Here is a 13,493-nt window from a genome sequence, read left to right as displayed (position 1 = left end):
GTGACATCTTTTTGGGGAATTAGCTCAGCTGGCTAGAGCGCCTGCCTTGCACGCAGGAGGTCAACGGTTCGACTCCGTTATTCTCCACTAATAAGGTTTACGGCTGAAAGGTCTAAGGCTGAAGGATAAAACCTTCTACCTTACTACCCTGCACCCTAATCTTAATAAAGTTCTTTGACATATTGGAAGAAGTTAAATAAAGAAGAGCAAACAACAATAGGCGACTGTTGTGTTTGTGCTCACCCACAGGAGTAGCAATACGAATGGAGGTATGAGACATCATAACAAGAGCAAAAAAGCATACTGTACGGCGCAAAAGGCGTACAAGTAGAAGAAAGTAATAAAGAGTACACGGGGGATGCCTTGGCTCTCAGAGGCGATGAAGGACGTGATAAGCTGCGATAAGCTTCGGGTATTTGCAAATAGGAATAGATCCGAAGATTTCCGAATGGGGCAACCCGCTATGTTGAAGACATAGCACTAAATAGAGCAAACCTGCCGAACTGAAACATCTAAGTAAGCAGAGGAAGAGAAAATAACAATGATTTCCTGAGTAGTGGCGAGCGAAAGGGAAAGAGCCCAAACCTATTTTGTTACGGCAAAATGGGGGTTGTAGGACTACGATGTGGTATAACAAACAGAAGTGGAACGGGATGGGAAGCCCGGCGATACATGGTGATAGCCCAGTACACGTATAGAATGTTAGTCTAGTAGTATCCTGAGTACTGCGAGGTCGGAGACGCCTTGTGGGAATCTGCCGGCACCATCCGGTAAGGCTAAATACTCCTGAGAGACCGATAGTGAACCAGTACCGTGAGGGAAAGGTGAAAAGAACCCCGAACAGGGGAGTGAAATAGAACCTGAAACCGTGTACTTACAAGCGGTCGGAGCTGGCAAGTCCAGTGACGGCGTGCCTTTTGCATAATGAGCCTACGAGTTACTCTTCTCTGGCAAGGTTAAGTTTTTAAGGAACGGATCCGAAGCGAAAGCGAGTCTGAATAGGGCGTATAGTCAGAGGAGGTAGACGCGAAACCTTGTGATCTACCCATGGACAGGTTGAAGGTGCGGTAACACGTACTGGAGGACCGAACCGATAAACGTTGAAAAGTTTCCGGATGATCTGTGGGTAGGGGTGAAAGGCTAATCAAACTGGGAAATAGCTCGTACTCCCCGAAATGTTTTTAGGAACAGCGTGGATATAAAGTTTAATAGAGGTAGAGCTACTGATTGGGTGCGGGGGAGTCAAATCCTACCAAATCCAGACAAACTCCGAATGCTATTAAATATGATCTGCAGTGAGGCGCGGGGTGCTAAGGTCACGCGCCGAGAGGGAAAGAACCCAGACCATCAGCTAAGGTCCCCAAGTTACAGTTAAGTTGAACTAACGAGGTCCGATTGCATAGACAGCTAGGATGTTGGCTTGGAAGCAGCCATTCATTTAAAGAGTGCGTAACAGCTCACTAGTCGAGCGATCGGGCATGGATAATAAACGGGCATTAAATTGTACACCGAAGCTATGGGATTGAAATATATCGGTAGGGGAGCATTCTAGTTGCGGCGAAGGTATCTGGTAATGGGTGCTGGAGCGGCTAGAAAAGCAAATGTAGGCATAAGTAACGATAAGGCAGGCGAGAAACCTGCCCACCGAAAGGATAAGGTTTCCTGATCAACGCTAATCGGATCAGGGTTAGTCGGGACCTAAGGAGAACCCGAAGGGGAAATTCGATGGACAACTAGTTAATATTCTAGTACTATTTATAATTGCGATGTGGGGACGGAGTAGTGACACTGCCGCGAACTGACGGAATAGTTCGTTAAAGGCTGTAGGTATAGGACTGGTAGGCAAATCCGCCGGTCTTGCTGAGAGCTGATAGTACCGCGAGACTTCGGTTGAGTGGATAGCGCAGGTAATCAGACTTCCAAGAAAAACCGCTAAGCTTCAGATTATGAATACCCGTACCGCAAACCGACACAGGTATCCGGGAAGAGGATTCTAAGGTGCTCGAGTGAATCATGGCTAAGGAACTCGGCAAAATGGCCCTGTAACTTCGGGAGAAGGGGCGCTCTCGGCAACGAGAGCCGCAGTGAAAAGGCCCAGGCGACTGTTTAACAAAAACACATGGCTTTGCAAAATCGAAAGATGAAGTATAAGGCCTGACACCTGCCCGGTGCTGGAAGGTTAAGAGGGGATGTTAGTGAGCAATTGCGAAGCATTGAATCGAAGCCCCAGTAAACGGCGGCCGTAACTATAACGGTCCTAAGGTAGCGAAATTCCTTGTCGGGTAAGTTCCGACCTGCACGAATGGTGTAACGATCTGGGCGCTGTCTCAGCCATGAGCTCGGTGAAATTGTGGTCCCGGTGAAGACGCCGGGTACCCGCAACGGGACGGAAAGACCCCATGCACCTTCACTACAGTTTAACATTGACATTGGATACAGGATGTGTAGGATAGGTGGGAGGCTATGAATCGGGTTCGCTAGGATTCGAGGAGCCAACGTTGAAATACCACCCTTTCTGTATTCGGTGTCTAATCCTTCTAGTAGGGAGACATTGTTTGATGGGTAGTTTGACTGGGGTGGTCGCCTCCAAAAAGGTAACGGAGGCTTTCAAAGGTAAGCTCAATACGCTTGGTAACCGTATGAGGAGTGCAATAGCATAAGCTTGCTTGACTGTGAGACAGACAAGTCGATCAGGGTCGAAAGACGGATATAGTGATCCGGTGGTTCTGCATGGAAGGGCCATCGCTCAAAGGATAAAAGGTACGCTGGGGATAACAGGCTGATCTCCCCCAAGAGCTCATATCGACGGGGAGGTTTGGCACCTCGATGTCGGCTCGTCACATCCTGGGGCTGGAGAAGGTCCCAAGGGTTCGGCTGTTCGCCGATTAAAGTGGCACGCGAGCTGGGTTCAGAACGTCGCGAGACAGTTCGGTCCCTATCTGTTGTGGGCGTAGGAATTTTGAGTGGGGCTGACCTTAGTACGAGAGGACCGGGTTGGACTAGCCTCTAGTGAATCTGTTGTTCCGCCAGGGGCATTGCAGAGTAGCTACGCTGGGAATAGATAAGCGCTGAAAGCATCTAAGTGCGAAACTAGCCACGAGATGAGAATTCCATATAGGACCGTAGCAGACTACTACGTTGATAGGCTACAGATGTAAAGCTGGTGACAGCACAGTCGAGTAGTACTAATCATCCGAAGCTTTCAAAAGCAACATACTGTTGTTTGTTCTTCAAACTAACTTCTTTCAATACTATGTCATTTGTAGTGGTTATTTGGTTATTAGTTTATTAGTTGTTTAGGACTCTACACAACGAAACAACCAACCAACGAACCAACACAAAAAAGGTATTTAGGTGCCTATATCGGTGGTGTCCACCTCTTCCCATTCCGAACAGAGAAGTTAAGCCCACCAGAGCCAATGGTACTGCGGTAACACGTGGGAGAGTAGGTCGGTGCCAAATCTTAAAGATACCCTTTAGCGAAAGCTGAAGGGTATTCTTGTTTATAAGCATTTCTAATCGAAACTTAACACACGTTGCTGAAGGCTGAGGAAGGAATCTTCTCTTTTCATAAATGTTAAACCTTTTGGTAACCATTGACTTTTACCCTTCCTCTTTCTCTTGCTTGCCTCTTGCCGGTAGGGCATTTACTTTTGTGGGCCAAAAGTAACCAAAAGCCTTTGTCGATCCGGTTAGGCAGCTTTGGGCGGACACCCTTGTCGCAAAACAAGAACAAGATCGCTTGGTTTTGTGGCGATTTGTTTTGTAACCAATATTAATTATTGCCACAAAACTGAATAGAACAATGCTCGGTAGTGCACATTCGAATGTTGCTGCAACTGTTTTTGTTTTTTCGCGCTGCTTGGGGTGCATCCCGAGCATTCGGGACCGACGGGCTTTCTTCGGTTAATACCTGCAATTTTGAACGTTTGTTTTACTAGCATATCGCTCAAAATTTTGCTGTCATGCCGACGAAGGAAGCATCTCTAAGTAGAAAGCCGTTAGCTTGGCTAAATGTACAACGTGTTCCGATTATTCGGAAAAGTATCTCTTATAAAGAATACTTTTAGCTCCGTAACCACGGAATATTCCTCCTTCAATCAATTATTGGTAAGCAGCATCGTTAATATGGTTTTTTCGCTGCGCTTAGGACACGATACCTTTAAAGATTAGCAGATACCTTCGGCTTTAAACCCGATTGTTGTGGAAATCCTTTTTGTAGTACCAAATGGAATGGCGCGACCGGCTTCCACAAAAAGATTGGAACGGAAAGCGGGACGGACGTTGATAGCAGCAATCGCCTTGCTTTACTAAAGAAAATAATGATTGTTTCGTTTTTTGATTAAATTAAGCTTCCTTAACCGCTAATTGACCACATGCAGCATCGATGTCTTTTCCTCGACTTCTTCGGATGTTGGTCGTTATTCCTTGGCTTTTTAAGTAATTGGCAAAAGCATCAATTTTATCGCCCTCAGCATTGGTAAACGCAGCCATCGAAATAGGATTGTACTCAATCAGGTTTACTTTACAGGGAATGTGCTTGCAAAATTTGGCTAAATCCATGGCATCAGATAATTCATCGTTAAAGTGGTTGAAAACAATGTATTCGTATGTTACTGGATTTTTTGTTTTTGCAAAATAATAACGTAATGCTTCTGACAGGGCTTTTAACGAATTTGCTTCGTTTATGGGCATAATTTCATTACGTTTTTTATCATCAGCAGCATGCAGTGATAGTGCTAAATTAAATTTAACGCCATCATCGCCTAATTTTTTAATCATTTTCGCAATACCAGCAGTAGAAACGGTAATACGTTTATAACTCATATTTAATCCATCAGGCGCTGTGATACGGTCGATCGATTTTAATACGTTTGCATAATTTAGCAAGGGCTCGCCCATGCCCATATACACAATATTGGTAAGTGGGTAATTGTAGTTTTCTTTTGCTTGTTTATCAATAAGGACTACTTGATCATAAATTTCATCGGCATTGAGGTTACGCTTGCGTTCCATGTAACCTGTAGCACAAAATTTACAGGTTAAACTACAGCCTACTTGCGAACTCACGCAGGCAGTCATTCGATCATCTTGCGGAATTAAAACGCCTTCAACAATATTTCCATCAGCTAAACGGAACGTGTTTTTAATGGTTTGATCGTTGCTAAATTGCGAATTGTTTACCTGAACGGCATTGATGGTAAAATTATCAGCTAAAGTTTTACGCAAATCTTTTGAAAGATTGCTCATATCGTCGAAGCTTGTTGCCGATTTTTCCCAAAGCCACTGATAAATTTGCTTTGCTCTAAAGGCAGGTTGTTGCATCGCAATTAAATGCTGTTGCAATTGAGGCAAATCTAAACCACGGATATCAATTTTCTTCGCTGTTACCATTTGCTGCAAAGGTACTTAAATTACTGCGAAGCAAAAAGGAATGTAGCTGTGCGTAGCAAATTTTACAATTGTAAGAGGTAATAGCTTGATTAGTAGTATTATTTACCTCTCGAGCGGCTGTTTGTTTTGCCTGCCGATTTGTTTTTGGTTGTTTTTGAATGATTTCTGCCCCCGCTATTGGTCCGTTGTGTTTTATCGCCGCTTTTATTTGCCGTTTTTGATTGGTATCCCTTTGCTGGCTTAAACTGCTTTTTGGGTTTCTCGTGTTTTAATTCAGGGATATCCTCCCAAGAGTTTGCTTTCTTTTTAGGCGCGTTTGTGCTTTTAGTTTTTTTGTCGCTTTCTGACGATGATTTTTCAACGCTTTTTAAAATGACCGCCATTTCTTCATCTGTTAATTGGCGAAAATCGCCTACAGGGATACCCTTTAAACTTACATTCATAATCCGGATGCGTTCCAACTTAGTTACCTCGTAACCAAAATGCTCACACATACGGCGTATTTGCCTGTTTAAGCCTTGAATAAGCGTGATGTTAAACACAAATGTACTCACTTGACGCACCTTGCATTTCCGTGTGTTTACGCCTAAAATTGGCACTCCATTGGCCATATCTTGAACAAAACTATCGGTAATGGGTTTGTTTACCGTAACCAAATATTCTTTTTCGTGGTTATTACCAGCGCGTAAAATCTTGTTAACGATGTCGCCATTGTTGGTTAAAAAAATTAAACCCGATGAGTCTTTATCTAAGCGACCAATAGGGAAAATACGTTCGCTGTAATTTACAAAATCGACAATATTATCGCGCACACTTGCTTCGGTTGTACTGGTAATGCCCACTGGTTTGTTAAAAGCAAGTAATACAAAATCGCTTTCCTCTTTCGGCTCAATGTTATGACCATTTACCATTACTCGGTCGCCGGGATACACTTGGTCGCCAATTTTAGCGCGCTTACCGTTGATAAATACATTGCCACGTTCGATATATCGGTCAGCTTCCCTGCGCGAGCAAAGTCCGCTTTCGCTAATGTATTTATTTAAACGTGTGGCACTGTTGGTTTGCATAACAAAAAAATTTAGGCAAATATACAGTAAAGAGCAGGGATATGTGGTGTTATTTTTTGTTTAGAAAAGCGGCAGAACTGCAACTATTAAACGTTCGTCCCGTTTTTCGCTCTATCTTTTCCGCTTTCCCAAGGCGCTATTCCAAGCAAGACGAAAAAGGATGCCGCTGCAACCGGGTTTATGTAAGAAAAGACCGTAAAAAATATTTTAAAATTTTAGCTAAAAAACATTTTTTTTCTATATTTGCAGCCTGATTGAAAGCCTCCTTAGCTCAGCTGGTAGAGCAACTGACTTGTAATCAGTAGGTCATTGGTTCGATTCCGATAGGAGGCTCATTCAAACAAAAAGGCTGGGAATTTTCCCGGCCTTTTTTGTTGGTTGAATTTTAAAATCCCAGAGTGTCGTCTGCACTTGGACCATAACTGCCTGGTATAGGAATGTCGAGCAAGCGTAGATATACCCCTAATTGTGCACGGTGGTGGCTCGTTTGACTAAATGCATCTCGAATAGATTCATATTTGCTTTTTGTAAAAAATATTACTTCGCCGTTGCGCAAGGTCCACATCTTTTGTAAATCTGCATCGGTGGCATTTTGTAGGGCTGTTTGGCCTTCGGCAAAGCTTTTCTCAAAGAGGTCTAAAATGGCTGAAGTATCTTTCACGTCGGCAGGTTGGTATGGAACTTTACTAAAGTCTAATTCATCTGTAGCCAATACCATCGTAATCCAGGCAGGTAGTTCGGCAATATGACTGGCTAAGTTTTTCATTTTCATACTTTTTGTATGAGGCGCCCAATCAAATTTATCGGTTGGCACGAGCGCTAACATTTTACGGGTAGTGACTGCTTCGTTTGCTAACTCCGTTACTAATAGTTGAATCAAATTCATAGCTTTTCTTTTTTCGGTTAAACGTATTTCGGTTAAAAATAAATCGGCTAAACTCATGACGTTTTTGCTTTATGAATCAAAGAAACTACACCCTACTGACAACCCTATGGCAGTCATAAAAAAAGCGGCGTATTTTTTTTTTGTTTGTGGGTGCAATTGTTAGGATTTAGGTTTTGTCTTGAAGTTTTGGCACTTTTTAGGATGTTGTTGCGGAGTTTGCTTCGTTGGTACGAATGACCGCTGTATCTAGACGGGATAGGAATGGCAGCCCAAGCTTTTTCAGCTTGGCTATAATGGAAAGCCCGAGTAAAATAGTTTATTTGCAGGTTATTCCCTCTTCTAATGAAAACGAAATAAAAAATAAGTTAAAAAGTTTCGTTTTATTTTGGGTTTTACTTTTAGAATGTTTCTAAATAGTGTTTTTATCGTTGTTTTGTCATAATCGTTTATAAATTAAAGCTATAAATAGATACTTTTGCAAGAAATTTATGATAAAATCCTAATCAAATGAGTGGTTTCGGTAATGCTTTTAACTCTTCCATCGGGAAGAAATTCATCATGGGTGCTACGGGCTTGTTCCTGGTACTATTTTTAATCGTTCACTGTTTTATCAATGCGTTGATATTTATGAACGATGGCGGTTTAACGTTTAATATTGGTGCTCATTTTATGGCAACCAATTGGTTAATTAGGGCAGGCGAGATTGTGCTTTTCGTGGGTTTATTGGCGCACATTTTTCAAGCTTTACGCCTTACTTTGGATAACAATAAGGCGCGTCCGGTAAAATATGCGGTAAATCCAGGTAGTGCAAATAGTAAGTGGTATAGTCGCTCTATGGGTTTACTAGGTACTTTATTGTTGATTTTCTTAATTGTACACTTGGGTAATTTTTGGGTAGTTTCTCGTTTTACAGGAATTCCAACAGTTGATGCAAATGGCCACGAAGATTTATTTGCGGTAATGGTAAAAACTTTTGAAAATCCATTCCTAGTGGTATTGTATGTATTGGCAATGGGTTCATTGTTTTATCACTTATTACACGGTTTCTCTTCGGCATTCCAAACCATGGGTTGGAATCACAAAAAATATACACCAATTATTAAAAGCATTGGTCTTTGGTATTCGATTATTATATCGGTGCTTTTTGCTGCCATGCCTATTGCAATGTACTTTGGTTTAATTAAATAATTTATAGCACGAAAGATATGTCAGATATTAATTCAAATATACCTGAGGGAGAATTAACCCACAAATGGACAAAGTTTAAATCTTCAGTGCCTTTGGTTAACCCTTCTAACAAAAGAAATATAGAAGTAATCATTGTTGGTTCAGGTTTAGCGGGTGCTTCGGCAGCAGCTACTTTAGCCGAAATGGGTTATAAAGTTAAATGTTTTTGTTTTCAAGATTCTCCACGTAGAGCGCACTCAATTGCTGCTCAAGGGGGTATCAATGCTGCAAAAAATTATCAAAACGATGGCGATAGCGTTTATCGTTTATTTTACGATACAATTAAAGGAGGCGATTATCGTGCACGCGAAGCAAACGTTCATCGTTTAGCAGAGGTTAGTGCCAATATTATTGATCAATGTGTGGCGCAAGGTGTACCTTTGGCACGTGAGTATGGTGGTTTATTGGATAACCGTTCTTTCGGTGGTACCCAAGTTCAACGTACTTTTTATGCTGCCGGTCAAACTGGTCAGCAATTATTATTAGGAGCTTATTCTGCTTTAGAACGCCAAATTGGTATGGGTAAAGTAGAAATGTTCACCCGTCACGAAATGTTAGAGGTTGTAAAAATCGATGGCAAGGCACGTGGTATCATTGCTCGTAACTTATTAACAGGAGAAATTGAGCGTCACTTCGGTCATGCGGTTGTTTTAGGAACAGGTGGTTATGGAAACGTATTTTACCTTTCTACCAACGCGATGGGAAGTAACGTTACAGCAGCTTGGAAAGCACATAAACAAGGTGCTTACTTTGCAAATCCTTGCTATACGCAAATTCACCCTACTTGTATTCCTGTTTCGGGCGATCACCAATCAAAATTAACGTTGATGTCTGAGTCGTTACGTAACGACGGACGTATTTGGGTTCCGAAAAAGAAAGATGATACGCGTAAAGCTTCAGATATTCCTGAGGATGAAAGAGATTATTATTTAGAGCGTCGTTACCCTGCTTTTGGTAACTTGGTTCCGCGTGATGTGGCTTCGCGCGCAGCGAAAGAGCGTTGCGATGCAGGCTACGGTGTGGGTGCTTCTAAATTAGCGGTATACCTAGATTTTAAAGCCAATACCGAGCGTTATGGCCGTATTGAAGCTGCGAAGGCTGGTAACCACAATCCGGATAAAGAAACCTGCATGCGCTTAGGTACCGAGGTAATTAAAGAGAAATATGGTAACCTATTTGATATGTATGCGCAGATTACAGGTGAAAATCCGTACGAAACGCCAATGCGTATTTACCCTGCAGTTCACTATACCATGGGTGGTTTATGGGTTGATTATAACTTGATGACTTCTGTTGAAGGTTTATACTGTACAGGAGAGGCTAACTTCTCTGATCACGGTGCAAATCGTTTAGGGGCTTCGGCATTAATGCAAGGTTTAGCAGATGGATATTTCGTACTTCCGTATACCATTGGAGCTTATTTATCGAAAGAAATTTCAACAAAAGCAATTCCTACAGATCACCCAGCCTTTGTAGAAGCAGAAGCAAAAGCAAAAGGTATTTTAGATACGTTAATCAACATTAAAGGAACAAAATCTGTTGATAGTTTCCACAAGCGTTTAGGTCACATCATGTGGGAAAAATGCGGGATGGCTCGTAATGAAAAAGGCTTGAAAGAAGCAATTGAGGAAATTAGAGCCTTACGTGCAGAATTCTGGAGTGATGTACGTGTACCGGGAGCAGTTGATGAGTTAAATACAGAATTGGAAAAAGCTGGTCGTGTGGCCGACTTTATCGAATTAGGAGAGTTAATGTGTGTTGATGCTTTAAACCGTAACGAAAGTTGTGGTGGACACTTCCGCGAAGAGTACCAAACTGAAGAAGGCGAGGCATTGCGTGATGATGAAAATTATGCATACGTAGCCGCTTGGGAATTTAAAGAGGGTGTAAACTTCGAATTACACAAAGAAGAATTGAAATTCGAAAACATTAAAGTAGCACAAAGAAGTTATAAATAGTATAAAAGGACGCTATCAATCTTGTAGAAGGTTGGTAGCTATTCCTTCATACTTAAAATCTCAATATCATGAGTACAGGAAATATGAACTTAACGCTAAAAGTTTGGCGTCAAAAAAATAACAAAACCAAAGGTGCTTTGGTTGATTATAAATTATCCGGTATTTCGCCAGACATGTCGTTTTTAGAGATGTTTGATGTATTAAACGAGGATTTAATCAATAAAGGCGAAGAGCCAATTGTATTTGATCACGATTGTCGCGAAGGTATTTGCGGAATGTGTTCAATGTATATCAACGGTCGTCCGCACGGACCAAAAGATTTAGTAACTACTTGTCAGTTGCACATGCGTTCGTTTAAAGATGGTGATACCATTGTGGTTGAGCCTTGGAGAGCGACAGCATTCCCAGTAGTAAAAGATTTAACAGTAGACCGTTCTGCATTTGATAGAATTATTGCTTCAGGTGGTTTTATTTCGGTTAACACCGGTAATGCGCAAGATGCTAACAATTTGCCTATTCCTAAAAATCAAGCGGATGCTGCTTTTGAAGCCGCTGCTTGTATTGGTTGTGGTGCTTGTGTGGCTACTTGTAAAAATGCTTCGGCGATGTTATTCGTTTCAGCAAAAGTATCGCAATTGGCGTTATTACCACAAGGTCAACCAGAGCGTTACCGTCGTGTACAAAGCATGGTAGCTCAAATGGACGCCGAAGGTTTTGGTAACTGTACCAATACCGGTGCTTGCGAAGCAGAATGCCCGAAAGGAATTTCTTTAGAAAACATCGCACGTATGAACCGCGATTTCGCAACAGCTAAATTTATTTCGGAAGAAACAATCTAAAAATATACTGTGCATTCGGCAAATGTCGAATTTGTAAGCCTTCACAAAATTTGTGAGGGCTTTTTTTTATTCGGGATCCGAAAGTATGTTCAAGGAATGTATTTCAAGCGCATATAAAATGCCAAACCCTCGGTAAAATAACCGAGGGTTTTGTTATTAAGCGCATTTAACCTAATGAAGTTTTGTGCAATTGATTAAGGGTTGTTTTAGCTTGTAAAATTTATATTAATATTGTACTTAACCCTAACAGGTTGTCCTTTATAAACTCCCGGCTCCCATTTTGGCGATTTTTGGAGTACCCTGATCGCTTCTTCATTCGTTTCTTTGGTTAGCCCTCGGGTAACTGTAATGTCGCTTAAGGAACCATCTTTTTCTACAACAAAGGAAAGAAAGACTTTTCCTTGTGTTTTGTTCTTTTTGGCTTCTTCTGGATATTTAAGTTCACTACTGATATATTGGTAAAAGTTTTGCATGCCACCTTTATATTCCGGTTGTTTATCTATTGAAACAAAATCATAAATGGTGTTTTCTTTGTTCTGCGCTTTGGCAGAATTAAAAAACATAGCGATGCCCGTTAAGGCCAAAAAAATTAGCTTTTTCATTTTTTTAAATTAAGTGATTAGAGATTAGTTTTTCTTCAGTGTAACTTTTGCTTTAGTGTAGGCAATATTGATGTTCTAGCAAGTCCAATTTTTTTTAGTTAATGGAGCGGTTAATTTAATCTATTTGTTCAGTGTCGTTTTTTAACTGAAAGTTTATATTGATATTGTACTTAACCCTAACAGGTTGTCCATTATTGACTGCAGGCTCCCATTTTGGTGATTTTTGGAGTACCCTGATTGCTTCTTCATTCATTTCTTGAGTTAGCCCTCTGGTAATTGAAATATCGCTTAAAGAGCCATCTTTTTCTACCACAAAGGAAAGAAAGACTTTTCCTTGTGTTTTGTTCTTTTTGGATTCTTCGGGATATTTAAGTTCACTACTAATATATTGGTAAAAGTTTTTCATGCCACCTTTATATTCCGGTTGTTTATCTATTGAAACAAAATCATAAATACGTTTATCTTCTATAGCCGTATTTTGTTCTTCCTCATTCGTTGATTTAATCTCGTTTGAAGGTAAAGAAAGAGGTTTTTGGTTATTTTTTTCAGGTTTATTATCCGCTTCTACTTTTTTAGTAGATATCTTTTTATCTGGCTCCTCTTTAAAAATTGTTTGTACCATTTCTAGTGGTTTGTCGATCTTTATCTGGTTAGAAATAGAAATTAATTTTTCATTTTTACGTACGGTTGCAGAAGATAATACAAGTAGCAAAGCGGTAAGAGGAATAAAAATTCCATATTTTACAATAACAATCTTTTTTGAGCGCTCTTTTGACAGCATAAAAATTCTTTTCTTGATTTGCGATTTTTCAAAGAAACCATTGGTTAAGCTGCTTGGCGAAATGCCAAACGAACGACTCAATAGCAGCATGGCGTAATCTGCTTTATCGCCTTGAAATATTGCTGCTTGTTCATCTGCTAAAAATTCGTGAATGTTTTTAATAGTTTTTTTATACAAATAAATAACAGGGTTTAGCCAAGTAAGAATACCAATTATTTCGAAAAAAAGTACATCAAGCGTATGCCATTGTTTTACATGGGTTTCTTCATGTATATCAATTACTTCCAATTGTGGCAATTCAGGGTCAATTCTCTTTTTTCCAAAAAAGGCAAATGCAACGCCTGCTCTAGTTACTAAGAGGAGTTTTTTAATCATAAGGATATTAAACAGCAGTCTGCCGAGAAAAAACAACATGCCTGCACAATATAGATAAGCAATAACATTTGACCAGTTAAAACCTGCATCGGTATCGCTTATTAAAGTAGCTTGTGTAAGTACCGCATTCCAATTAGCCGTGGTGTACACCGGTTGCGATGTTAACCATTCAATGCGTAAAAAGGGTATGCACAGCGATAAAACCCCCGACGATATCAAGAAGATGCGGTTAAGTGTAAAATAGGTTTCATTGTCTAGTAATAGCCTGTAAAAGCAATAAAAAACTATCAGATATACGTGTACCTGCAATAAGTAATGGGTAAAACTCATTTTGACCTGTGTTTAATTTTTATTATTCGTCTTC

The 13,493-nt window shown here is 40.7% G+C and carries 8 protein-coding genes, 2 tRNA genes and 2 rRNA genes; 7 read left to right on the top strand and 5 right to left on the bottom strand.

The window, feature by feature from the left end:
- The first annotated feature begins 13 nt into the window (after positions 1–13).
- The 3 genes from ACJVDK_RS11800 to rrf all read left to right on the top strand — a co-directional run bounded on the left by ACJVDK_RS11800 (position 14) and on the right by rrf (position 3,462).
- Positions 14–87: transfer RNA gene (locus tag ACJVDK_RS11800), tRNA-Ala, on the top strand.
- Between the two features lie 244 nt (positions 88–331).
- Positions 332–3,208, top strand: a 23S ribosomal RNA gene (locus ACJVDK_RS11795).
- A 142-nt stretch (positions 3,209–3,350) separates the two neighbouring features.
- A 5S ribosomal RNA gene (rrf, locus tag ACJVDK_RS11790) occupies positions 3,351–3,462 on the top strand.
- Positions 3,463–4,347: 885 nt separating this feature from the next.
- Here the strand turns inward: rrf and rlmN are convergent.
- Both rlmN and rluF read right to left on the bottom strand, forming a co-directional pair.
- The gene (gene rlmN / locus ACJVDK_RS11785) at positions 4,348–5,394 is read right to left on the bottom strand and encodes a 23S rRNA (adenine(2503)-C(2))-methyltransferase RlmN (RefSeq protein WP_443936862.1); all 1,047 of its coding nucleotides are present in this window, start codon (positions 5,392–5,394) and stop codon (positions 4,348–4,350) included.
- A 98-nt stretch (positions 5,395–5,492) separates the two neighbouring features.
- Positions 5,493–6,461 (bottom strand): 23S rRNA pseudouridine(2604) synthase RluF, encoded by a 969-nt coding sequence (gene rluF / locus ACJVDK_RS11780; protein ID WP_443936861.1) that lies wholly within the window; start codon positions 6,459–6,461, stop codon positions 5,493–5,495.
- Positions 6,462–6,721: 260 nt separating this feature from the next.
- On the opposite strand from rluF, the gene ACJVDK_RS11775 reads away from it, so the two are divergent.
- A tRNA-Thr gene (locus ACJVDK_RS11775) sits at positions 6,722–6,794 on the top strand.
- A 52-nt stretch (positions 6,795–6,846) separates the two neighbouring features.
- On the opposite strand, the gene ACJVDK_RS11770 is transcribed toward ACJVDK_RS11775, so the two are convergent.
- On the bottom strand, positions 6,847–7,404 hold the full coding sequence (locus ACJVDK_RS11770; RefSeq protein ID WP_443936860.1) for a DinB family protein: 558 nt from the start codon (positions 7,402–7,404) through the stop codon (positions 6,847–6,849).
- 450 nt (positions 7,405–7,854) lie between these two features.
- Between ACJVDK_RS11770 and ACJVDK_RS11765 the strand changes: the two genes are divergently transcribed.
- The 3 genes from ACJVDK_RS11765 (at position 7,855) to ACJVDK_RS11755 (ending at position 11,371) form a co-directional block, all read left to right on the top strand.
- A complete protein-coding gene (locus ACJVDK_RS11765) occupies positions 7,855–8,535 on the top strand; it encodes a succinate dehydrogenase cytochrome b subunit (protein ID WP_443936859.1) in 681 nt (226 codons plus the stop codon).
- Between the two features lie 17 nt (positions 8,536–8,552).
- A complete protein-coding gene (locus tag ACJVDK_RS11760; RefSeq protein WP_443936858.1) occupies positions 8,553–10,532 on the top strand; it encodes a fumarate reductase/succinate dehydrogenase flavoprotein subunit in 1,980 nt (659 codons plus the stop codon).
- 68 nt (positions 10,533–10,600) lie between these two features.
- Positions 10,601–11,371, top strand: coding sequence for a succinate dehydrogenase/fumarate reductase iron-sulfur subunit (locus ACJVDK_RS11755; RefSeq protein ID WP_443936857.1), 771 nt, complete (start codon positions 10,601–10,603; stop codon positions 11,369–11,371).
- Between the two features lie 206 nt (positions 11,372–11,577).
- Here ACJVDK_RS11755 and ACJVDK_RS11750 read toward each other — a convergent pair whose 3' ends face one another.
- Together ACJVDK_RS11750 and ACJVDK_RS11745 are read right to left on the bottom strand one after the other, a co-directional pair.
- Positions 11,578–11,973 (bottom strand): energy transducer TonB, encoded by a 396-nt coding sequence (locus ACJVDK_RS11750; protein WP_443936856.1) that lies wholly within the window; start codon positions 11,971–11,973, stop codon positions 11,578–11,580.
- Between the two features lie 115 nt (positions 11,974–12,088).
- The gene (locus ACJVDK_RS11745) at positions 12,089–13,459 is read right to left on the bottom strand and encodes a TonB family protein (protein ID WP_443936855.1); all 1,371 of its coding nucleotides are present in this window, start codon (positions 13,457–13,459) and stop codon (positions 12,089–12,091) included.
- Positions 13,460–13,493 lie beyond the last annotated feature (34 nt).

This window comes from Pedobacter paludisoli (genome assembly GCF_052344095.1).
Lineage (GTDB): Bacteria > Bacteroidota > Bacteroidia > Sphingobacteriales > Sphingobacteriaceae > Pedobacter.
Note: the sequence above shows the minus strand (reverse complement) of the source record. Positions and strands in the feature narration are given on the sequence as shown.

Excerpts from the sequence above, each read along its gene's own strand:
- rlmN (WP_443936862.1), bottom strand. The coding sequence starts at position 5,394 with ATGGTAACAGCGAAGAAAATTGATATCCGTGGTTTAGATTTGCCTCAA.
- rluF (WP_443936861.1), bottom strand. The coding sequence starts at position 6,461 with ATGCAAACCAACAGTGCCACACGTTTAAATAAATACATTAGCGAAAGC.
- ACJVDK_RS11770 (WP_443936860.1), bottom strand. The coding sequence starts at position 7,404 with ATGAGTTTAGCCGATTTATTTTTAACCGAAATACGTTTAACCGAAAAA.
- ACJVDK_RS11765 (WP_443936859.1), top strand. The coding sequence starts at position 7,855 with ATGAGTGGTTTCGGTAATGCTTTTAACTCTTCCATCGGGAAGAAATTC.
- ACJVDK_RS11760 (WP_443936858.1), top strand. The coding sequence starts at position 8,553 with ATGTCAGATATTAATTCAAATATACCTGAGGGAGAATTAACCCACAAA.
- ACJVDK_RS11755 (WP_443936857.1), top strand. The coding sequence starts at position 10,601 with ATGAGTACAGGAAATATGAACTTAACGCTAAAAGTTTGGCGTCAAAAA.
- ACJVDK_RS11750 (WP_443936856.1), bottom strand. The coding sequence starts at position 11,973 with ATGAAAAAGCTAATTTTTTTGGCCTTAACGGGCATCGCTATGTTTTTT.
- ACJVDK_RS11745 (WP_443936855.1), bottom strand. The coding sequence starts at position 13,459 with ATGAGTTTTACCCATTACTTATTGCAGGTACACGTATATCTGATAGTT.